The 21,230-nt window shown below is 35.0% G+C and carries 25 protein-coding genes; 2 read left to right on the top strand and 23 right to left on the bottom strand.

The window, feature by feature from the left end; genetic code table 11:
- Positions 1 to 5 precede the first annotated feature (5 nt).
- The 8 genes from HY04AAS1_RS06210 to HY04AAS1_RS06175 form a co-directional block, all read right to left on the bottom strand.
- Positions 6 to 821, bottom strand: coding sequence for a hypothetical protein (locus HY04AAS1_RS06210; RefSeq protein ID WP_012514273.1), 816 nt, complete (start codon positions 819 to 821; stop codon positions 6 to 8).
- Positions 814 to 1,926: a GTPase HflX gene (gene hflX, locus HY04AAS1_RS06205; protein WP_012514272.1), complete on the bottom strand. Its 1,113-nt coding sequence runs from the start codon at positions 1,924 to 1,926 to the stop codon at positions 814 to 816. The genes HY04AAS1_RS06210 and hflX overlap by 8 nt, the downstream gene beginning before the upstream one ends.
- Complete coding sequence (gene hfq, locus HY04AAS1_RS06200) at positions 1,923 to 2,132, bottom strand: RNA chaperone Hfq (RefSeq protein ID WP_012514271.1); 210 nt, start codon at positions 2,130 to 2,132, stop codon at positions 1,923 to 1,925. The genes hflX and hfq overlap by 4 nt, the downstream gene beginning before the upstream one ends.
- Before the next feature lie 2 nt (positions 2,133 to 2,134).
- On the bottom strand, positions 2,135 to 3,199 hold the full coding sequence (gene ispG, locus HY04AAS1_RS06195; RefSeq protein ID WP_012514270.1) for a flavodoxin-dependent (E)-4-hydroxy-3-methylbut-2-enyl-diphosphate synthase: 1,065 nt from the start codon (positions 3,197 to 3,199) through the stop codon (positions 2,135 to 2,137).
- A gap of 9 nt (positions 3,200 to 3,208) precedes the next feature.
- On the bottom strand, positions 3,209 to 4,081 hold the full coding sequence (locus tag HY04AAS1_RS06190; protein ID WP_012514269.1) for a hypothetical protein: 873 nt from the start codon (positions 4,079 to 4,081) through the stop codon (positions 3,209 to 3,211).
- 3 nt (positions 4,082 to 4,084) lie between these two features.
- Positions 4,085 to 5,044: a ribonucleotide-diphosphate reductase subunit beta gene (locus HY04AAS1_RS06185; protein WP_012514268.1), complete on the bottom strand. Its 960-nt coding sequence runs from the start codon at positions 5,042 to 5,044 to the stop codon at positions 4,085 to 4,087.
- Positions 5,045 to 5,129: 85 nt separating this feature from the next.
- A complete protein-coding gene (locus tag HY04AAS1_RS06180; RefSeq protein ID WP_012514267.1) occupies positions 5,130 to 6,143 on the bottom strand; it encodes a polysaccharide deacetylase family protein in 1,014 nt (337 codons plus the stop codon).
- Positions 6,134 to 7,234: a tRNA (guanine(26)-N(2))-dimethyltransferase gene (locus HY04AAS1_RS06175; RefSeq protein ID WP_012514266.1), complete on the bottom strand. Its 1,101-nt coding sequence runs from the start codon at positions 7,232 to 7,234 to the stop codon at positions 6,134 to 6,136. The genes HY04AAS1_RS06180 and HY04AAS1_RS06175 overlap by 10 nt, the downstream gene beginning before the upstream one ends.
- Positions 7,235 to 7,330: 96 nt before the next feature.
- Between HY04AAS1_RS06175 and HY04AAS1_RS06170 the strand changes: the two genes are divergently transcribed.
- Positions 7,331 to 7,996, top strand: coding sequence for a Bax inhibitor-1/YccA family protein (locus tag HY04AAS1_RS06170; protein WP_012514265.1), 666 nt, complete (start codon positions 7,331 to 7,333; stop codon positions 7,994 to 7,996).
- A gap of 38 nt (positions 7,997 to 8,034) precedes the next feature.
- On the opposite strand, the gene HY04AAS1_RS06165 is transcribed toward HY04AAS1_RS06170, so the two are convergent.
- From HY04AAS1_RS06165 to HY04AAS1_RS06110, 14 genes are all read right to left on the bottom strand, one after another.
- Positions 8,035 to 8,856 (bottom strand): tetratricopeptide repeat protein, encoded by an 822-nt coding sequence (locus HY04AAS1_RS06165; protein ID WP_012514264.1) that lies wholly within the window; start codon positions 8,854 to 8,856, stop codon positions 8,035 to 8,037.
- Positions 8,857 to 8,870: 14 nt separating this feature from the next.
- Positions 8,871 to 9,725 (bottom strand): magnesium transporter, encoded by an 855-nt coding sequence (locus HY04AAS1_RS06160; RefSeq protein WP_012514263.1) that lies wholly within the window; start codon positions 9,723 to 9,725, stop codon positions 8,871 to 8,873.
- An 8-nt stretch (positions 9,726 to 9,733) separates the two neighbouring features.
- Positions 9,734 to 11,056 (bottom strand): caspase family protein, encoded by a 1,323-nt coding sequence (locus HY04AAS1_RS06155; RefSeq protein WP_012514262.1) that lies wholly within the window; start codon positions 11,054 to 11,056, stop codon positions 9,734 to 9,736.
- Positions 11,053 to 11,742, bottom strand: coding sequence for a hypothetical protein (locus tag HY04AAS1_RS06150; RefSeq protein ID WP_012514261.1), 690 nt, complete (start codon positions 11,740 to 11,742; stop codon positions 11,053 to 11,055). Before HY04AAS1_RS06150 ends, HY04AAS1_RS06155 begins: the two co-directional genes overlap by 4 nt.
- A 32-nt stretch (positions 11,743 to 11,774) precedes the next feature.
- On the bottom strand, positions 11,775 to 12,608 hold the full coding sequence (locus HY04AAS1_RS06145) for a DUF4384 domain-containing protein (RefSeq protein WP_012514260.1): 834 nt from the start codon (positions 12,606 to 12,608) through the stop codon (positions 11,775 to 11,777).
- Between the two features lie 62 nt (positions 12,609 to 12,670).
- Positions 12,671 to 13,348, bottom strand: coding sequence for a hypothetical protein (locus tag HY04AAS1_RS06140; protein ID WP_012514259.1), 678 nt, complete (start codon positions 13,346 to 13,348; stop codon positions 12,671 to 12,673).
- Between the two features lie 55 nt (positions 13,349 to 13,403).
- Positions 13,404 to 13,622 (bottom strand): hypothetical protein, encoded by a 219-nt coding sequence (locus HY04AAS1_RS08445; protein WP_012514258.1) that lies wholly within the window; start codon positions 13,620 to 13,622, stop codon positions 13,404 to 13,406.
- 33 nt (positions 13,623 to 13,655) lie between these two features.
- Positions 13,656 to 14,030: a hypothetical protein gene (locus HY04AAS1_RS06135; protein ID WP_012514257.1), complete on the bottom strand. Its 375-nt coding sequence runs from the start codon at positions 14,028 to 14,030 to the stop codon at positions 13,656 to 13,658.
- 43 nt (positions 14,031 to 14,073) lie between these two features.
- Positions 14,074 to 14,574: a M23 family metallopeptidase gene (locus tag HY04AAS1_RS06130; protein WP_337954067.1), complete on the bottom strand. Its 501-nt coding sequence runs from the start codon at positions 14,572 to 14,574 to the stop codon at positions 14,074 to 14,076.
- A gap of 2 nt (positions 14,575 to 14,576) precedes the next feature.
- Positions 14,577 to 17,549 (bottom strand): valine--tRNA ligase, encoded by a 2,973-nt coding sequence (locus tag HY04AAS1_RS06125; protein ID WP_012514255.1) that lies wholly within the window; start codon positions 17,547 to 17,549, stop codon positions 14,577 to 14,579.
- Positions 17,550 to 17,811: 262 nt separating this feature from the next.
- A complete protein-coding gene (merA, locus tag HY04AAS1_RS06120; RefSeq protein WP_337954066.1) occupies positions 17,812 to 19,257 on the bottom strand; it encodes a mercury(II) reductase in 1,446 nt (481 codons plus the stop codon).
- On the bottom strand, positions 19,199 to 19,435 hold the full coding sequence (locus HY04AAS1_RS08545) for a cation transporter (RefSeq protein WP_012514253.1): 237 nt from the start codon (positions 19,433 to 19,435) through the stop codon (positions 19,199 to 19,201). Before HY04AAS1_RS08545 ends, merA begins: the two co-directional genes overlap by 59 nt.
- 13 nt (positions 19,436 to 19,448) lie before the next feature.
- Positions 19,449 to 19,784: a hypothetical protein gene (locus HY04AAS1_RS06115; protein ID WP_012514252.1), complete on the bottom strand. Its 336-nt coding sequence runs from the start codon at positions 19,782 to 19,784 to the stop codon at positions 19,449 to 19,451.
- 1 nt (position 19,785) lies between these two features.
- On the bottom strand, positions 19,786 to 20,079 hold the full coding sequence (locus tag HY04AAS1_RS06110; RefSeq protein ID WP_012514251.1) for a metal-sensitive transcriptional regulator: 294 nt from the start codon (positions 20,077 to 20,079) through the stop codon (positions 19,786 to 19,788).
- A 95-nt stretch (positions 20,080 to 20,174) separates the two neighbouring features.
- Here HY04AAS1_RS06110 and HY04AAS1_RS06105 point away from each other — a divergent pair, with 95 nt between their 5' ends.
- Positions 20,175 to 20,552 (top strand): hypothetical protein, encoded by a 378-nt coding sequence (locus tag HY04AAS1_RS06105; protein WP_012514250.1) that lies wholly within the window; start codon positions 20,175 to 20,177, stop codon positions 20,550 to 20,552.
- Between the two features lie 6 nt (positions 20,553 to 20,558).
- Here the strand turns inward: HY04AAS1_RS06105 and HY04AAS1_RS06100 are convergent, their stop codons facing one another.
- On the bottom strand, positions 20,559 to 21,137 hold the full coding sequence (locus HY04AAS1_RS06100) for an L-threonylcarbamoyladenylate synthase (protein ID WP_012514249.1): 579 nt from the start codon (positions 21,135 to 21,137) through the stop codon (positions 20,559 to 20,561).
- Between the last annotated feature and the right edge of the window lie 93 nt (positions 21,138 to 21,230).

Here is a 21,230-nt window from a genome sequence, read left to right as displayed (position 1 = left end):
GGTTATTATACCATTTTATTGAAAAATCCTTTTATTTTGTTTAAAAGCCTTGAAAACATACTGTCTTTCTTTTTATATCTGTTTGTATGTATTCTTGGAATCTCTTTTAATTTTTGTTTTTGCGGCTTTTTAAAGAATAAATCAAGCTGTTTTATAAAGTCTCTTAAATTTAAATCGTAGAAATTTTCTATACTGGATAGTTTATCAGAAGCGCTTTTGGCGTAGTCTTTTGCTCTATTTTGAATGTCCTTTTGATAAAACTCCATTGCAAAACAAGCGTCTATGAGAGCGTCGAAAAACTTTTTCTCGGTGGTGGAAAAGCTCCTTTCTCTTAACATGTTTGCATAGAGTATACATTCTTTAAAAAGCTGTTCGTTGTAAAGAAGTACAACGGTGGATACTTTCTTTTCGGATAAAGATCCATCACCAAAAGAGGATAGTTTGCTTACTATGTTCCAATATTTTGCTATAAGGTTTGAGATGTTGTTAAAATCTGGTTTGTAGATATGTGCTATGCTAACTTGTGCTTGTGCTATATCTTGGACTTTAAATATATCTTTTCCCTCGTAAATTTTATCATCCTCGTTTACGTAGAAGATGTCAAGCTCCATTATTATATCGCGCCAGTCACCTTTTATATGTTTATGGGGCTTTTCAGAGCATCTTATAAGGTCTAAGAGAGGAACTTCAAAGCTATTTTCTCTTCTTACAAGCTGGATATAGCAAAGCACCATAAGAAGCACTTCTTTTTTCGATAGATCATCAAGCACTTCTAAGAATATGCTATCCAAAGAACGCTGTTGAAACTCTAAGTTATGCATATATATAACCTAAGTCAAAATGAGCTTTATAGTATGATTTGATACGCTCCAATAGAACATCTATGTTCCAATCTTTTTCGCTGGATACCAAAACGTAAGGTTTTTCAAAGAAAAACTCTTTTTCAAAACCAACGATATATTCTTTGGAGCTTACCAATCTGTCGATTTTATTAAATACATATAAAATAGGTTTATCTTTAACGCCTATATCTTCCAAAATTTTGTTTACTACATCTATTTTCTTTAACCATCTATGATCTGATATATCTACTACAAAAACAAGTAAATCTGCAAGCGTTACCTCTTCTAAAGTAGTTTTGAAAGATTCCACCAACTCTGGTGGTAATCTATCTATAAAGCCTACGGTATCTGTTATAAATATTTTTTCTCCGTCTATAAAGCTTGTTCCTACTTTTGTATCAAGAGTGGCAAAAAGCATATCGCTTATAAAAACGTTTTTTTTGGTAAGGGCTTTCATCAACGATGATTTCCCGGCGTTTGTGTAGCCTACCAAAGCTACTTTTAAGTAGTTTGTTTTAAGTCTGTTCTTTCTTTGCTCTTTATGATGTTTTTTTATCTGTTCTATCTCTTCTTTTATTTTGTATATGCGTTTTTGTATGGCCCTTCTTTTTATTTCTATAAGTTGTTCACCGGGTCCTCTGGTGCCCATCTTACCGCTTTGTCTTGATAGTTTTGTGCCAACGCCGTAAAGTCTTGGTAGTTCGTAGGTGAGTTTGGCTAGTTCTATCTGAAGTTTTGCTTGTTGGGTTTTGGCTCTTGCCATGAAAATCTCAAAAACTACGTTTGCTCTGTCAAGGACACTCACTCCTAAAAAAGATTCTATATTTCTAACCTGAGATGGGCTTAAAAACTCGTCGAACACCACTGTATTTGAACCAGTGCCCTCCACAAGCTCTTTTATGAGGTTTAAGTATGAGCTTCCCACAAGCGTTGAAGCATCTGGAAAATCTCTTTTCTTTACAAGGTATCCTACGCTTTTACCACCTATAGCCTCAACCAAGCCTTCCAACTCTTCTAAGGATTCTAAAACTTGACTTCTCGTTTGATGTCTTAACTGTAAGGCTACAGATATGGCTTTTATCAATTTTCAGACGCCTCTTCTATAACTATTGTGCTTATTGCATGCTTGTAAATCAAGTTTGTGCCACTGTCGGATTTTAAAAGTACAGTGTATTTGTCCTGGTCAAGCACTTTACCTACCATTCTATTCCCCCTTGTTAGGTATATCACTACCTCGATGCCTTTTTCTTTGGCATCCTCCAAGATTTTGTCCTGTAAATTCTCTGTCATATTTATACCTCCTGATAGTATTTTTCTATTGTTTCTAAAAGCTCTGATACCATATTTTCTTCGGTAACTTTTTTTAAGATTTTACCATTTTTAAACAACAAAGCGCCCCCTTTCATACAAGCTAACCCCACATCTGCGTGGGAAGCCTCACCTATGGCGTTTACCGCACAACCCATTATTGCAACCTTTATAGATAAGTCTTTGTCTTTTAAAGCTTCTTGTACTTGTTTTACAACATTGGGTAAGTTTACTTCTATTCTACCGCACGTAGGACAAGAGACTATATCTATACCCTTTTTCTTTAACCCTAAACTTTTTAAAATTTCGTAAGCTACTTCTACTTCTTTTTCTGGCTCATCTGTTAGGGATACTCTTATGGTATCTCCTATACCTTTGTAAAGTAATATACCAAGCCCTACGGAAGATTTTACTATTCCTTGGGTACCCATTCCTGCCTCTGTTATACCTATATGTAGAGGTGTATCGGTTTTTTCTGCAAATATTTCGTTGGCTAAAGCATTTTGAATTACATCGGAACCTTTTATAGACACTTTAAAGTTGTAAAAGCCTAAAGACTCAAAAAATTCTGACCAGTTAAGGGCGCTTTCTGCAAGAGCTTCGGCGCTTGGATATCCATATTTTTCCAAAAGATGTTTTTCTAAAGAACCAGAGTTAACCCCAAGTCTTACGCAAATATTTCTTTTTTTTGCCTCTAGGACTATATCTCTCACTATTTCTTTTTTGTTTATATTGCCTGGGTTTATTCTGATGCCGTGGGCTCCAGCTTCCATAGATAAAAATGCCATGTAAGGCACAAAATGAATATCTGCTATTATAGGCACTTCAGAGTATTTTACTATCTCTTTGAGAGCCTCGGCATCTTCTTTGGCTGGTACCGCTACTCTTATGGCTTCACACCCAGCTTTTATAAGTCTATCTATTTGAGAAATAGTAGCTTCGATATCGTGAGTTTTCGTAGATGTCATGGACTGGACTACGATGGGATTATTTCCCCCTATTTTTAGAGTACCTAACGTAATTTCTCTAGTTTTACGTCTTTTTATCATGAAATTTTTCTAAGCTACTTCGTGATTTGCCCATACCAAAGTCTCGTGAGAAACTCTTTCCATATAAGAAAAGCTAAATATTCCAGCGACATATTCAAGGATTGATATCAGGTTTTCGTTGTAGAGATCTATATGGTTTGCAAACTCAACGTTAAGAACCATACTATAACCATCTTTTGGCAAACTCACTTGCAAAACATCGTTTTTATAATCTTTTTTTGTTTCGTAAGGCAATATGCTTTCAATTCTTTTGATGCTTATATCTACCAAATCAAATCGTTTTTTCAAAGCCTCAAGAAATTCATCCATGTTTTTTGACTCTAGGGCTTTTTCTAAGATAAACTTAGATTCTTGATGCTTTAGTTGATCTTTTTCCCAAGCATCAAGGTGTTTTAGCATATCTTTGTAAGCTATCCTAAGGTTTGATATTTTGTGATGCTCTTTCTTGAAAGCCGATATTATATCTGGGCACATTGAAGCTACCAACATGCCAAGCTGTAAACTAGCAAGGAACAGCATATAGGGTATATTTTGATGAGCTTTATATATATCAAAAGCCAAAGACTCAGCGGTTATCAAAAAAGAAACGTTAGACTGTCTTGGAGAGAAAAGCCCTATGCTTATGAGGGAAAGAGGGTATGTGTATATGCTGGAGAATGTAAAAAACCCTGCAAAGTATAAAACATCAAGGTATTTGTTTATGTAATGTCCTAACTTTAGTTTATAGTAAGATAGTATGGCTAAACTAAAGTATAAGAACGTAAGCGTTATGATGATTGCCCTTACGTGAAAAGATGGTATAAAAAACGCCGCTGCTACAGCACCTAAACTTACAAGCAATCTAGAGGTTACATATATGTTTGTAAGAAGATTTCTTATCATCTATTAGTAATCCACTTTTGCTTCAAAGAAGTTTGTAAGATCTGGCAAGTCTGTTTGAGTAGTTAGCCATTTCATGGGATTCTTCTGACCGTATATAGCATCAAAACCAAGAGAGCGCATCCTTCTATCCGCCAAATATTTTACATAGGATGTATAGGTTTCAAAAGAAAGTCCTATTATCTTTTCTGGCATAGCTACTCTTGCGTACTCAGTTTCTATATCCACAGCCTCTTCCATAAGAACTCTAAACTTGTCCTTGTAATCGTTTTTGTTTTTATCTTTTAAAAGCTCATTGAGAAGATAAATACCAAAAGCCAAATGTCTTGTCTCATCTTTTAATATCCATCTTACTAAAGCAGCTACATTTTTAAGCACGCCTCTTCTTCCAAAGGCAAGAGGTGTCACAAAACCGCTAAAGAAAAACAACCCTTCTAAAATTGCATAATATACAAATATATCCTCTATAAGGTTTTCCTCGGTAGGTTCTTCGCAAAGAGCCATCGCACGTTTAACTTCAAAATCAGCCTTTCTTTTTATTTCTTTGACGTTTTCATGCATTGCGTATACTTCGTGAGGTTTTAAATCAAGACCATCCATTATGTATCTAAACGTATCTATGTGTTTCATCTCTTCCATTAGCTGATATCCTAAAAACATCCTTGTTTCTGTGTTTCTTATGCGTTTTGAAATCTCTAGTATGTTTTGTCCAACCCAGCCTTCTGCTGAAGAGAAAAACCCAACTGTGTGGAGCATGTAATGACGTTCTATATCGTTTAGCTTTTCATAAAATTCGTGTTTATCGTTCGCAAGGTCGTATTCTTCTGGTATCCAGTAGTTGTTTTTGGCTTTTGTATAAAGGTTTAAAATCTCAGGATACACTACGGAATCTAGTTTATATGTATAGGATTGACAAACCTTACCGTCTTTCTTTATTACCTCATCTACCGCTGTATTATAGCTCATATATACCTCCAAATAAAATCATATACCATAAATATAGTATATCACAAAAGCTTGTCAATGATTTTGTGAGACCAAACAACGTCTTTTATTTGTTAAAATATCTGTACAAGTTTGTAGGATAATATATTATGTTTTTCAAAAATGTAAATATATCTTTTACCGCCGTTATACGGCCTATATCGTATCTATCTTGATGTGGATATACGGGTTTTTTCTTGGTACTAAAAGCCATATAAAAATACTTTGAAGCCTCTTCTTTTAAAATGTCTGACATATCGCCAAAAGGGTAGGCAAAAGAGATAACTTTTATACCAAGGGCTTTTTCTAAACCTTCTTTTGAGGTTTTTAGTTCATATCTCACCCTTTCTCTGTACTCATCTGTTGTTTCAAAAGAAAGTTTTAGGCTTTTAGTATAAATATCAAATAGATTTTTATCTTTATTTTTTTCTAAAAGCTCATAAACTGAGTTTGGTATAAAAGCTTTAGGATGAGATAAATCACTTTTTGAAGGGCATATGGGAAGGCCTTCTTTTAGTGGATTGTAAATAGAAGAAAGTGAATAGTGATAGTTTTTAGTATTGTATATGTCTATTGGTTTTTGGTCTATAAAGGTTTTTGTATGGGTGATCCCGTGAGAGCCCACATCAAACACATCAAGCATAGACCTTAGTTCTTCAAAGCTCAAAAAATCGTAAGATATACCTTTTTCAAAAAACTCTTTGTTGGCCTCACCAGCCCCTAAGGGTTTATAAAGGTCTTTCAGTGAGACTTTTCCCTCCCAATAATCAAAAAGGGTTGGTCTTTTTATATCTTCTTTTAAGAGCCTTGAATATATGGGAAATATGATAGCTCTTTTTTTGTATTTTTTAAGTATAGGATAAGCGTATATATAATTATCTACATAACCATCGTCAAAAGTTAGCACCACAGCTGGTTTTTTAGGTGTATAAAGCCCGTCTATATAGGCTTTTAGTTCTTCTAAACTAAGGACTTCGTAAAATCTATCCAAAATGTTTATATGCTTTTGAAATAAAGATAAATTAACATCGTAAGATTTTTTTGGAAATATCTTGTGATAGCAAAATACCATTACACCCATTTCTCAAAATACTCCTTTATATGCATAAAATCTAAATCTGTTTTAAACCCTTCTGGGCTAAAGTGTGTGGGTTTTGCATCTAAATCTTTTAATATTTGTTTTAACTTTGGCATCGTGCCTTTTCCAAATATATTTGCTTTGTAAAACCAAGGGTTTTTAATCTTAGATTCTTCTAAAATTGTTTTAAAAATCTTTATGGTATCCTTTGTAAAATATGTAAAGTCTTGTTCTTTCATAATATCTAAAAGCTCTTTGTCGTAAATATCTCCTATATAGATAGGACCAGTGTAATCAAAAAAATCATCACAAAGAGGGCAAAATTTTGGTAGATCAAGAACGCATGTGTAAGTATTTCTAAATTTACAACTATGACAATATCCTATGTATCCTATGTTTGCGGATATGTCTATGGCCTTTGATACACCTTTTAATTTTATAAAAAAAGCCCTTAAAAAGTGCCTATAACTAAAACCAAAAACAGGTTTTAAGACCACATCAAGCCTAAAAGAGGCTTCTATTACAGATTTTACAAGTATCCTCAATGCACTTTCGTGATAAAACTCACTATCAAGAGGTTTAGCGCTGTATCTTCTAAAAGCTTTAAACGGGTAAGATCCAGATAAAGATGCCGTATCTGTGGCAGTTATACCTATAAGACCACCGGTTTTTAAAGCGTTTATAGCGCTTTCTAAAAATCCTATAGGGCTTCCATAAGGGTCTATGTCTATATAATCAAAGTCTTTGTTTTCAAGCAAAAATATCCTCGCATCTTTATTGAAGTATTCTACGTTTTGATAACCTTCAAGATTTTTTTGAGCTAATTCTATGGCTTCTTTTTTAATATCGTTTAAAAAAGCTTTTTCTACTACGTTTGTTTCTTTTAAAAGCCTTAAAACCCTGACCCCAGAAGCGCTCATTGGATCAGCTATGAAAAGTTTTTTGGATTTTAGTGTAGAGTAAGCTTTTAAGATAAGCACCGTGAAATCTCTGTTGACAGCCATAAAAGGGTTGTAGAAAACCTCTACTTCTTTTGATAAAACCTCCGGAAGCTCTGGTATAAAAAACTCTACTGCCCCTTCTTTTACAAGCATATTACAATTATAAGAAAAAACTATAAGCTCTTGGCGTTTTTATAAGGTTTGATATATATCATATAATATTTGCTAACTTTTTTTATATTTAAAATTATGGAAAGGTTTAATAGTGTTACAACGAGGGATTACGGGTTACTTAGTAAAGTATATGGGCTTTTGGCTTTTTCTATAGCTTCGGCCGTAGTGGGAAGTGTGGTAGGGCTTTCTCATGTGGTAATGGTGGCAAGCCATTTTTGGTTGTTTGCTATACTTGAGTTTGTGCTTGTATTTGCCACATCCATAGTGGGTCAAAACAAAGATATGGCTTTGCCAGGTTTTATACTTCTAAACGTATTTACCTTCATTACAGGCTTTACGTTAGCTCCTATACTTTCTTTTGCTTTGGCAGTAAACCCTAATGCAATAGTCTATGCTTTGGTTACCACAGCAGCTACGTTTGTAGGTATGAGCTTAGTGCCTATACTTTTTAGGGTAAACGTGCTTGGCATGGGTGGATTTTTGTTTGCTGGTCTTATAGCTATAGTGGTGGCAAGCTTGCTCAATCTATTTTTTCATTCTGGTGTTGCAGCTCTTGTCATATCTATAGTCGCCACAGTGCTATTTAGCTTGTACGTAAGCTACGACACAGCTCGCATTTTAAGCATGGATCCAAACGCCCCGGCAGTGGCTTTGGCATTGGCTTTGTATCTTGATGTGCTTAATCTTTTTGTAAATATCTTATTCTTATTCTTAGAGTTTTCAGGCAATAGAAGAAATTGATATATTTAGTGTGAGCCTCCGACATAGGGGGCTTTAAATTAAACCAAGCAGTATTTTATAGTTATCTTGTATTTGTTGAGAAGCTCGCAGAAATCTTTTTTCTTACCTAATCTTAGGTTTTGTAGATCCGGGTCATGTGCTAGCTTGTTTGGATCGTTAAAACCATCCTTTAAAGCTTTCTTTAAAGCATCTAACGAGTAGTCTAGTTTTTTATCTCTTGAGTAAGCACAAGCTAAAACATACTCTAAATCCTTGTTTTCTCCAGCGTTTTTAAGCCCTTCTTTTGCTACATCTATAGCCTTATCGTAATCTTTCCTATTTATGTAAGCTGATGCTAGATCAATATAGGCTAAAGCACAGCTATTGTCATCTTTTATGGCTTGTTTAAATTGCTTTGAAGCATTTTTTAGATCTCCTGATGCGACAAGCTGTAAACCAAGGTTTATATCAGAGCTAGCTTGAACGTTGCAAGTCCCTGGTTTTTTGTTTTGGGTTTTTTGTGAAGAGGTTTTTTGCAAAGTTAATGTTGGTGATATATATACATCCCAATTGTTTGCTTTTGCTTCTTTATCTAAACCTGGCTTATAGAGCGCATTCACTTTACTAAGTCTTTCTTTCCACAGGCTCATATAATCAGCTCCTGTAATAGTACTTTGCCATGACAAGCTGTAAGCTTTCAAGTTTTTACCATCCCATATTTCTACTTGCAAATCTCCAGGCTTTGCATGCTTTGTGCTTATATATTGCTGAAGTAGATCATAAGCATTACCGCCTTCTAACAAAACAGTTTTTTTAGGGCCCCCACATGAAAACAAAGCCACAGATGCCAAAGCCAAAATAGCTATGGATTTTTTTCTCATATAACTTCCTCCTTTTAAGTTGAAGTTTCTTTGCAGATTTTTTGTATGAGCCTCTTATACTCAGAATCTCCTTGTTCATCTTCTTTAGCAGATTCACAATGGAGCTTGCTAGCGTACTTCCTCAAAGCTTTAACTTGTTGATCTATAGCCCATTTGTTTAACTCTGAAAACTCATAATATACGCCTTCAAAAGCAGCTGCTACAAGGGCTAAAACAAATGTTACTGCAAAAACTATAATCATCTCTTCGAGAGAATAAGCACCTATAGCCCTAACTCCAGAAACGAGAAGTACGACGATTATACCTCCTAAAAGCTCAATAACTCTTTTTCTTGTTGACATAACACGAGATCTGTCAAATTTGTTTAGTCTTCCCAACTCTTCTTCAAAAAAATAATCTCCAAGTACGTTACCTATGAGAAAAGAACCCACAAGTATTAAAAGTCCATAGAAAACAATTATGGGGTTAAACCCTCCGCCCTCACTAAAGCCTATAAATATTAATATGGCCATTTCTAACAATATAATCCCAAAAAACATTACCCTGGCACCTATAATAGCGCTTTTAGAATGGAATTTTCTCTTAAATAAATTATCTTTGATAGCTTCATTTATTATTGTTATATCGTCTTTTTCATAGCCACTACAATAATCATCTTTGATGGTCTGAATAAGCTTTTTCTTTTCTTCCTCGTTGTTGCAAAGCTCATCTGTTCTAGTCCTTATATGTTTTGCTATGGCTTCTTTTTCCAAATCATAAAGAACTCTAGGATTTTCAAATATATATTCTACGTCATACTCGGGTGATATATTTTCTATGTCTGCCCTTTTGCCAAACTTTAACTCTATTCCTTGTGGTTTTTGACTCATATATCCTCCTAAAGTCCAAAATCTGTAAGATTTTTATTTGATATAAAAAGTGGCGTCTGTGGTTTGTCACTTTCACCAGTTCCAATAGATCTACTTACTATATTTTTAGATACGTCTACTATCTTGTTGAACTCGGCATAGTAGGTTTTGTATAGATAATAGTTGTTTCTTGGAAGTCCTGTAAAATAGTAGTATGTAAATACTCCATGCTCTACGCAATCTGGATTTGATTTGTCGCTACAAAGCTCTTCAGTTTTAATGTTTATTCGGCTTTGTTGAGCATGTTGATCTCCAGAAGCCGATGTTAGTAAAATCATGGGATAAGGATCACGGCCTACCAAATTCTCAGCCACTAATTTCGTAGGAGCATATACATCGTTAGTTTTAGCATCTGGTATAACGCCTTTGAAAGAAGCACCGCTGTAACATATGTCTTCTATAGCTACAAGATTTATATTTTTCCCAGACTCTACTATCAATGGCAGGACATCTGTTGCTATGATAAGAGATTTATGTACTATATAACACATTTTTTGAGCAGATATTAGTGCATTTACTACCGTTATATCTCTATAGCCTTCATTGTTTATTTGCTGTGTATTTGTATAGTTACAGTTGTTGCTTTCGTAAGTGCTTATTACAGAGTCGTATAAAACAGAGCCCGTTTCTCCTGAAGGTGTTTTTGGTGAACCGTGGGTGGATGTATATATCACCAAAGTGGAGTTATTTGGCAAAGCGTTTATCGCGCTTCTTATGGCATTCTTTACGTTTTCATATGTGGCGTTTTTGTCAATAAGCTCTTCTACTCTAAAACCTTTTTTTCTTAACTCTTTAGCCACTAATCTAGCATCATTTTCTGGGCCAGGATACAATGTGTTTTGGGGTGGTAGTCCTTCAAATTTCCCCACTGCTATTACTATGGCAAATTTTTTAGACGTTGGATATAATGCTCTTTTATAGCTTATAATATTAGGACATTTGCTGTATTCATTTTTCATAGAATAAGCTACGCATTTTTCTAATGGCCTTTCTATTATGTTTGCATTTATTACGTTAAAAGCAGGATTCACATTTGATACGCCTGCTATAGACTCTGCTATGTAATAGGCTTCCTCAAAATCTTTGTAGGTTTTATAATCTCCTTTTAGGTCTATTTTTCCGTTGGAACCTACTTGTACATAAGCGCCTTTTCCAAAGCTTTGAAGTCCTATATCATGATAAACTGAGTTTATCTCATTTACATAATCATTCATGCTAGCTGCTCTTGAAAGCCCTACACTAAGGATTAACAAAGACAATATTTTAAAAATCCTTGATTTTATGTTAATCATTGCACAGTCCATCCCACCTCTTTTACATCTTCAATACCAGAGCTTACAGCCCTTACATATAATATATAATGGCCTGGGATAACACCATTGCACACAGGTATAGCAAATACATCTGCTACCCCTCCTTGAGGTAATGTTATTGTATCGTAAAAGCTTGATATAGGAAAGTTATTTCTGTACAAAGTAGCGTAGTAACTTACAAGGGCCACCTCGTGTTTTTTAGGTTTTAATATATCAAATCTAAATGTCAAAGGTATATACTGCCCTGGTCTAAAGGTGGGTATATACTGTCCTGGTCTAAAGGTTTTACCTTCTATTATGATATTTTCAAATCTGAAGTAAGGACTTTTATAATCGTAATTGATTTGTTTAGCTAAATCTTCGGGGGAAATCCTAAGCTTATATTGGTTTTTATAGTAAGAGTAAACACCTCCAGCTGCCATACCTGCTAAAGCTCCTAAGAGGGCTCCTTTGATTCTATTTTTTTTATATAATGAGAAACCTGCCAGAGCGCCCATTAGCCCTCCGCCAATTACAGCTTTAGCTGTGCTTTCGACCACAGAATTTTTAGGGCTATGTTCAAGCATGTAACTGCAGCTATCGTTGTTTATCGCAAAAGATATTTGGCTAAATACAGTGGATAAAAGCAAACTAAAATAACAAAATCTTAAAACGTTAGCTCTCATGATATTATCATAACCTTTTGCTGCTTAATAAATTATTTATGTATGAAGTTTAAAACTGCCGTTATTGGTTTTATATTGGCAGTATTTATCCTTGATACGTAGTATGTAGCCTCGCTATCATAAGAGCTGTATTGGGCGTTTGAGTTTGATAAAACTATATTTCTAGACATGTTTGGATCGTTGTATGCTACTACGGTAGAACCTACCTTGAGTCCATTTTGGGTGGGTTCACAGGAAGGCAAAGAGTTTAAGACAGTATAGCTTACTCTACCATAGCTATTGCTATTTGAAGTTAAAATTATGTTTCTTGAAGCTTCATCTCCATAATTCTGGTCAGAGGTTTGTCTGTATTTGCAAGGATATAGTTGAAATACTAGCTTTTCGTTTCCCCTTTCTCCAGTAAACTTAAAATATCCAGAGTGAGGAAGTTGAACTCTCATGAAAGCAGGTACAGCATATGTGCCTAAATAGCTAACGTCACCAGATGGATTTATATTGTATACTCTAACGTATCCTGGTGTGTTTGATTCAAACGATACTGCAAATTCATCGCCGTTTCTAAATCTATAAACTGAAGGATCAATAGGAAAAGCCGATCCGTTTCTACTTACTTTCATTACTTGCACAGATAAACCAGCCGGTATTGTTTCAGACGCTTTTTGATAATATACTTTGTGTTCTTTAGGTTGATAAGCATAAACCTTTTGCGTAATTTCAGTCTTCTTAGTTTCTTTATAAGTTACCTGAGCGCCTGCCGTGCTTAAGAAAAGAGCTCTTGCTTGAGATGCAAAGGCTTGAGAACCAATCCCCAGAGCTATTGTTGTCAATACAGAAATTACTAAACTATTCTTATAAATTTTTTTCATAGCCACCTCCTGGAAATATTCTAAACATAAATATTGCATATTTCAATGTTTTATATCATATCTTACGGCGATTGCACAGTTATAGCGCTGCTAAAAGATGTGCTCATGGTATCACCGTCTGGTAGGGTTACAGTTATATAAAAAGTATAAGGTATTGTAGAAGCTGTTTGATGCGTTGGTACTGTTATGGATGGATTAAAGGTCATATATTCTGATACCACAGCCGATACGCTTGTGCCAGATAAAGGTATGTTTTGAATTTGCATTAGGTATCCATTTGGAGTGTTGGTAATTTGGCAAGTAGATTGAGAGCAAGGTATGGTTGTGCTTCCTACTATTATACTACTGGGTACATAGTACAAAGAATAAACTGCTGTTGCTGGTGGTGGTAAATAAGTATAAAAGGTATTTCCTGTGGTAGAGCCATTTGAAGCGGTGTAATTTATGCCGATGTTTTGATTTAAATATCCATTTGTTAGTGTTTCAAGGCTTGTAGTAGAAGATACTATTATGGTAGTAGAAGATGCAGTAAAAGAGCTGTTTGTAATAGATGAATACGTGCTTGAAACTGTGAGAGTAGAAGGTAAATTTACTGAAAAGCCTGAAATAGTGCCGTTGGTATAATTTATACTACCGCTACAAGTTATATTTAAAGAGCTTGATAAACCATAGGCTTGGGGATAAAAACTTCCATTTCCGTTGTCTATGCAAAGGCCAGAAATGGTGTAAGAAGAAGGCATGGAAGAGCTGCTTGTGCTTGAAACCAAACTAGAAGAACTAACCAAATTGGTACCGCTATATGTATTCGTTACAGATAATGTTGTGATGTTTGCTGTTTGCTGTTTGCACTTGGTACGTGGCTATAAAACTTATCTGCACTGAATTAGGAGATATGTTTGGTGTTAAGGTTATATAACTGCTGTATGGTATAGTTGATGATTGTGTGGATATAAGAGGGAACGTGTTGCTTCCGTTAAGAGCGTTTTGATAAGGATTTGCGATGAGTCCAAGCATGCCATATTTGTAGATGGGAGAAAATGTAATAGATTATTGGATACCGCCGTTTAAAGGTAATATATTTGTGTTAAGGGGCACATTTGAACATTGACTACCTGGTATGGTAGGGTCGCCAAAACATATGGAAGAGGATGTGATGATAGCGTAAGTAGTTGAAAGTGTGGAGGTGTTGCCACTGTAATCAAGGGATACGTTTATATTCCAAGTATCTTGTGGTATAGCGATGCTTGGATTTGTGATTACAGAATATATCGGTGGATTGGCATATGCATTTGCGCTTAGGGTATAATACCCATTTTGAGTAAAGCCATTTCCTGATGACCCTCCTCCGCCACAGGACAAAACAAGGCTTGCACCGGTAAGAACACCCAGACCCAATAAATTTTTAGCATTTATAATCTTCATACATTTTTATTATAACACCGCTTATTTTTTAGCTTTTAAAAGCTTAAAACACCGGATTTACTATATCACCGTTTGTATTTCTGGTCTCATACAAAAGCTTACATACATTGTCTATAGGGTCTACACCCACTTCTCCGATGATGGCGCCTTTTTTAACGTAATCTCCTTTTGCTACAAAAACTTTACCAAGGTATGTATATACATCCACCAGGTTTTGAGGGGTTTTGATAAGGACTATGTAGTTGTAGGCTTTTAGGCTTTTGCCAGAGTATATAATCTGACCTGGTGATATTGCTTGTACCATAGATCCGCATTCTGTGTAAAAGTATACTTTGTTACCAACGTATACGGGTTTTGCATCCACTGGATATATTGATTCTACTTTTGGCTGTGGTGGTTTTTGGGGCTTTTTCTTAGGTATGATGTTTTGAATTGGTTTTGTGAGTTCCTCTAGTCTGTTGGGACCTGTACTTTTTACCTCTACTTGAGCGCAAGAGGTTATTAAAAGCCCAAAACCAAAAACTAATAAAAGCCTTTTTACCATATTCATATTTTACCAGATTTTAATATAGCTATAAGCTTTTGTACGTTTTCTTTTTCTTTATCTAATTTTTCTTTTGTGGTTTTTGCTTTTTCCACTTCTTCGGGCGGAGCTTTTTCTATAAAGTTTTTGTTTTGTAGTTTTGAGTTGTATATAGAAAGTTGCTTTTCTATATCCTTTAGCGTTTTCTCGTAATCTTTTAAAAGAGCATCTCTGTCGAAGTCTTTTTCTGGTATATATAGCATTATATCTTCAAAAGGTATCGATAGCATGTTGGTTTTATCCGTGGGTATTTCAAAGGAGCTTAATTTACAAAGGTTTGTTATGTGGGGTTTAAATTCTTCTAAAAACTCTTTTGAGTTTTGGCTTTCAAAATACATATCTATCTTTGATTCTATCTTAAAATCTGATTTTATCTTTCTTATAAAAGAAATCAATCTTTTTAGTCTTTCTATGGTTTCATAGCTTTTAATATCTATAGCTTCTTTATCAAAAGCTGGAAACTCTTTTAAAGATATATCTTTGTCGTTAAAGATGGTCTTGTCGTGTATGTAGCTTGTAATAAATGGCATAAAAGGGTGTAAAAGTCTTAGAGCTTTTGATAGGACGGTGTTTAGCACTGCCAAAGCGGTAAGTTTTTTCTTTTGGATTTGGTTGTTTATTTGTTCTATCTGTGACTTTTTTTCGTCTGTCATATCTTCTTTTATTTCTATGGGCTTTTCGTATATGCGGATTTTTGAAAACTCTATATACCAATCGCAAAATTCATTCCAGAAAAAGTTGTAGATACTTTGAGCAGCATGGGAAAACTGATAATGTTCAAGGTATTCGGTCACTTGTCCTATGGTAAGGTTTAGGGCGGTGATTATCCAATAATCTTCTTTTTCATACATATCCCCGTATATTATGTCTTGGAGAAAATTCTCAGGGGTGTTTGATATTACAAATTTGGCGGCGTTCCATATCTTGTTGGCAAAAAACTTACTTGCTTCAAACTTTTGTTCAGAAAGTTTTATATCCCTTACAGCAGAGCTTAAAGAAGCCAATGTAAACCTTAAGCTATCCGCTCCGTATTTTTCTATTACATCTATGGGGTCTATGACGTTTCCTTTGGTTTTTGACATCTTTTGGCCTTTTTCATCTCTTATAAGAGCATGTATGTAGACATCTTTGAAGGGTTCTTTGTCGTTTAGCATCTTGCTCATCATGATCATGCGAGCCACCCAGAAAAAGAGTATGTCAAAAGCCGTTACCAAAAGGCTATTTGGATAGCAAGCATCTAAATCGTGATTTGGCTCTGGCCAAGCAAAGACTCCAAAGGGCCATAAAGCGGATGAAAACCATGTATCAAGCACATCTTCTATCTGTTTTATGTTTGTAGAACCACAGTGTTTACATTTTAAGATCATCTCAAAACTTTTTATATCTTTGTAATATTTATATAAGTCTCTTCTGGTGGCCACGTATTGCCATATAGAAAACTCGTTTATGCCCGTAGAATAGTATTTTTTGTAAGCAAAACGTTTGTAAAAATCAAGGCTACTCATATGAGGGTGTACAAAATTCTTACCGTTTAAAACATCGTCTATTTCTTTTGGTGTAAAAACCTTTTTTATCTTACCATCTGCCAAAAGATTAAAAATAAGTTTATCTTGGACGTAGTTAAAATCTTCATCGGTATAGATAGATTCGTTTTTGCAATCCTCACATTCCCATACTGGTATTCTATGTCCCCACCATATTTGGCGCGATATGCACCAATCTTTTATATTCTCCATCCACTCGTTGTAGTTTTTCTCCCAGTTTGGTGGTATAAACCTCGTTTTTTGGCTTTTAGCAACCTCTAAAAACTCATCTTTTTTATCAGAGACTTTTAAAAACCACTGGGTGGATACCATGGGTTCTATAGTGGTTTTACATCTATAGCATTTTCCAACAGCATGGATGTGCTCTTCTTCTTTTTCTAAAAGCCCTAAACTCTTAAGCTCTTCTACTATTTTTTGCCTTGCTTCGTATCTGTCTAAACTTTCAAATCTACCGGCGTTTTTTGTAAGTTTTGCCTTTTCATCCATTATTTTTACTATGGGAAGGTTTTGTCTTAAACCTGCTTCGTAGTCGTTTGGATCGTGGGCTGGTGTGATCTTAACGGCCCCTGTACCAAACTCCATATCCACAAACTCATCTGCTATAACTGGTATTTCGGGGCTTACTTGGTTACCAGACATATCTTCTCTTTGCCAATCTACCAAAGGAAGTTTTAGTTTTTTACCTATAAGGTGTTTGTATCTTTCGTCGTTTGGATTTACAGCCACCGCCACGTCTCCAAGCATCGTTTCTGGTCTTGTAGTGGCTACAATTATATATTCGGTGCTATCTAATACTGGGTATTTTATGTAATAAAGTTTTCCTTTTTCTTCTTCATGTTCTACTTCCAAATCAGAAAGAGCCGTCAGATCTTTTGGACACCAGTTTATAATGTATGTGTCTTTTTTTATAAGGCCTTCTTCGTAGAGTTTTTTAAAAGCATGTCTTACGGCTCTTGAAAAGCCTTCGTCCATCGTAAAGCGTTCTCTTGACCAATCTACAGAAGCCCCTAATCTTTTTACTTGGTTTTTGATGTTGTCTCTTGATTTATAAACCCATTGCCATACTCTTTTTAAAAATTCTTCTCTTCCTATTTCAAGTCTTGATTTATTTTCTTTTGAAAGCTCTCTTTCCACCACAAACTGAGTGGCTATACCAGCATGATCAAATCCTGGCACCCATACTACATCGTAGCCTTGCATTCTTTTAAACCTTGCCATTATGTCTTGGATGGTGATGTTTAAAGCGTGTCCTATGTGAAGAGAACCAGTGACGTTTGGTGGTGGTATCACCATACTAAAAGCCTTTTTCGGGCTTTTAACAGTATATATATTTGACTTAATCCAGTTTTCCAAAACTTCTTGTTCAATATCTTTTGGTATATAATCCTTCATAAACTACTATTTTACCAAAAACTGTCTTTTTTATTTTTATAAATCGCCTCTTATGTGTATTTTCCCTCTTTTTAATTCTAAAAGTCCTTGTTTTTCTAATTCTTTTAAAAGCCTAGATTAGCAAACGCTTTTAGTTCCGCTGCCATGATAAGCTTTTTCATAAAGCTACCTCATATAGGTTGATGCTTTTAAGATAAACTTTAGAACTCTTTAGTTCAGTGATAAAATTACATAATATATATGATATATATCATAGGCAAATCTATTCAGCGCAACATGAAAGCTTAGATATGTCCTTTTTAAAGGATTGAGCGCAAAGTTTTATCGCTTCTGAGAGAGTAGGGTATACATCAATGCTTTGTATGATATCTTCTATAGTAAACCCATATTTTATTGACAATACAGCTTTATGTATTACCTCAGCTCCATGAGGGGCAAGTATATGGACCCCAATAATTTTTCTAGTATTTTTCTCTACTATCATCTTTATTAAACCTTCTGTTTGTAAGCTAAGAGCTGCTCTGGGTACTTTAGAAAGATCAAGTGTTCTGACCTCAACCTCTAATCCTTGCTTTCTAGCTTCTAACTCACCCATACCTACTCTAGCGACTTCTGGATACGTAAATATTGCATTTGGGACTGAAAGATAATCTGCTTTTTTCTTGTTTCCTAATAAGGCGTTTTCAGCTGCTATCCCTCCTTCCATAGCCGCTACTGTTACAAGCATCATCTTTCCAACACAATCTCCTGCCGCATAGATATTTTCGTTGGTAGTTTGCATAAATTCGTTAGCTTGTATAAAACCTCTTGTGCTTGTCATTACACTTGTTGCTTCTAAGCCTATATCTTTTGTATTTGGTTCTCTGCCCGTTGCTATTAGCAAATCTGTACCATGAATTGTTGTTTTGTTTTCTTCATGTTTTAGCTCCAGCGTTATTTGTCCATCTTCTTCCCATATGTTGGTAATCTCTGCATTTGTCAATATGCTAATACCCTCTTTTTCCAAAACCTCTTTAAGTTTAGTTCTTATCTCAGGCTCTTGCGCCATGGCTATTTCTTGAAAATATTCTACAATGGTTACTTTGCTGCCAAATCTAAGAAACGCTTGCCCTAGTTCAAGCCCTATGGCCCCTCCACCTATAATTATTAGGTGTTTAGGTAAATGGTCTATGTTAAATATGTTATCGCTGGTGTAGTATCTAACTTTTTCAATTCCTTTTATAGAAGGTATCAGCGGTTTTGAACCGGTAGCTATTATAGCTTTATAGAAGCTTACTTTATCTTCTCCCACCAAAGCCGTACCTTCATCCACAAACTTTCCCCTAAGATTTCTATATTCTATTTGTGGGTAGGCTTCCAAAACATTCCAATATTTTTCTTTCCTTAACTCTTTTAAAAGCTCTTCTTTCTTTTCTATAATATTTCTTATGTTTAAATTACCAGTTGCTAACTCAACCCCAGGAAATGGATTTCTATTTGGAGTATAAAATGTATTGGCAACTTCTATTAAATATTTAGAAGGTATGCAGCCTCTATTTAAGCACGTGCCTCCTATTATATTGTTTTCCGCGACCAAAACCCTAGCTCCTATATCAGAGGCTTTTATAGCAGCGGCAAATGCTGCAGAGCCACCACCCAATATAAATATATCATGCATATCTTTTTTTTGGAATAAAAACCTCAAAAGATGCAACTTCTTCAGCTCCATAACCTGCTTTTTTAACTGCTTCTATAAGGTTTGTTATTGAGGCGCGACCATCTATCTCTGCATAACCTTGAGGGAAATATACCTCTGCTTTCTTTACATTTTCTACGCTTTCTAGCGCTTTTTTTACAGTTTGAGCACAGTGCTCACATGTCATGCCGGTTATCTTTAGTCTAATCATAAACAACACCTCCTTAAAAATGCATTTTCCTAAACAGCGGATAGAATGTGACAAACACAAGAAATACAATAGATACCCACGTTGCATAGACGCTAAATTTATCAGCCCATGACTTCTCACAAGCACAGTCTATTTTTCTTTTCTTAAGATAAAGTCTATAAATAGAATAGGCAGCTCCAACATAACCAATTACGAGTAAATACCATCTATAGGGGTCAAAAACGTGAATAGAGCTTATAAGCGAAGAAGAGGTGCTAACGCCGATGGATAAAAGTATTGGAATAAAACAACAAAGGGACGCTGTGATTGCAGCAAACATACTTAATGCGCTTGAGACAAATTCTTTCATTTTAACAGCCTCCTTTTACCAAGTGTTTTATTGCTTTTATAAAGTTTTCGACAGCTTGCATGTCTCCAGCTTCTATGCTTGGTTTTACACAAGAGTTAAAATGTCCTTCGAGAAGTAAAATGGCTACGCTATTTAACGCTGATTTTGCAGCAGATAATTGAACAAGTATTTCGTTGCAATCCCTTTTTTCTTCTATCATTTTCTGAAGCCCTCTAACTTGACCCTCTATCTTTGAAAGTCTACTTAACAACTCTTGGCCTATCTCTTGAGACAAATATACTTTGCAGGTTTCCATACCTATACCTCCTATGGGTATAAAATGAAACTTTTTATAAATAGTGCCATGATATCTATCATATTATACAGGTAGATATTAATTATATTAAATATATGATGCAAGAGGCTGAAAATATGTCTTTGGAGCTTGATAAGGTTCTTATAAGCAGCGTGAGGAAGATGATTCAAGAGAAAGTAAATGAACTTAAAGATAAGGATCTTGATGAGGATGCTACAAGGGCAATAGATCATATAGAAAGGGTGGCAAGGTATACAGCAAAGCTTGAGGAGTTGGAAAAGAAGACAAAAAATAGCACATTTAACGGATATTTTACCAACGCCGAGATGGTTATAATGAATATTGTGGAAAATGTGTTGAAAGATTTAGAAAACATGGATAAACTTGATAGTATACATCTAAACTATCTAAAACTTTCCATATATGAAAGATTAAACGAAATAGCAGCTATAATAGAAAAATATTTAGATTAACGTTTTCTAGTACTTCTCTATAAGCTCTTTTACTTTATCTATAGACATGCCTTCTCTTACTATTTTTATGGTGTTTTGTTCTATTTCTACTATTGTTGAAGGTGGGCTTTCTATAAAACCGCTATCTATGTATAAGGATATTTCATCTTTGAAATAGCTTATAGCCTCTTCTATGGATTTTGCAGGAGGTTCTCCTTCTTTGTTGCAAGAGGGTGCTAAAATAGGTTTTTGAAGTTTGTCTAAAAGCTCTTTTATAAAACCCTTTTGCGGTATTCTAAAACCTAAGCTTTTGTCTTGGGCTTTTATTATGATACTAACACCTTCTAACTTAGATAACTCAAAAACTTTATCGTTTGGTTTAAATCCATACATTTCTAAAAAAGCTATATCTGGTAAAAGCCTAAGAAACGGTTTTTTTGAGGGTCTTCTTATTTTGTAAAGAAGCTCAAGAGCTTCTTCGTTGTCTAAAGCCAGTACTCCATAAATAGTATCTGTGGGAGAGCATATGGGCATGTTTTTGTTTAGTATATATACAGCGCTATCTATAACGCCTTCTTCGTTTATTTTTTTAACATCAAAAGCCATGAAGAGATACTAAAAAGTTTTTTAGGCTTTTTCAATGATAAAAGATAGTTTTAGTTTTGTGATTTTGTTTAGTACATTTTTTTTCAATAGAGT

It is taken from the genome of Hydrogenobaculum sp. Y04AAS1, from assembly GCF_000020785.1.
GTDB lineage: Bacteria > Aquificota > Aquificia > Aquificales > Aquificaceae > Hydrogenobaculum.
This window is presented reverse-complemented; position numbering and strand designations above follow the sequence as displayed.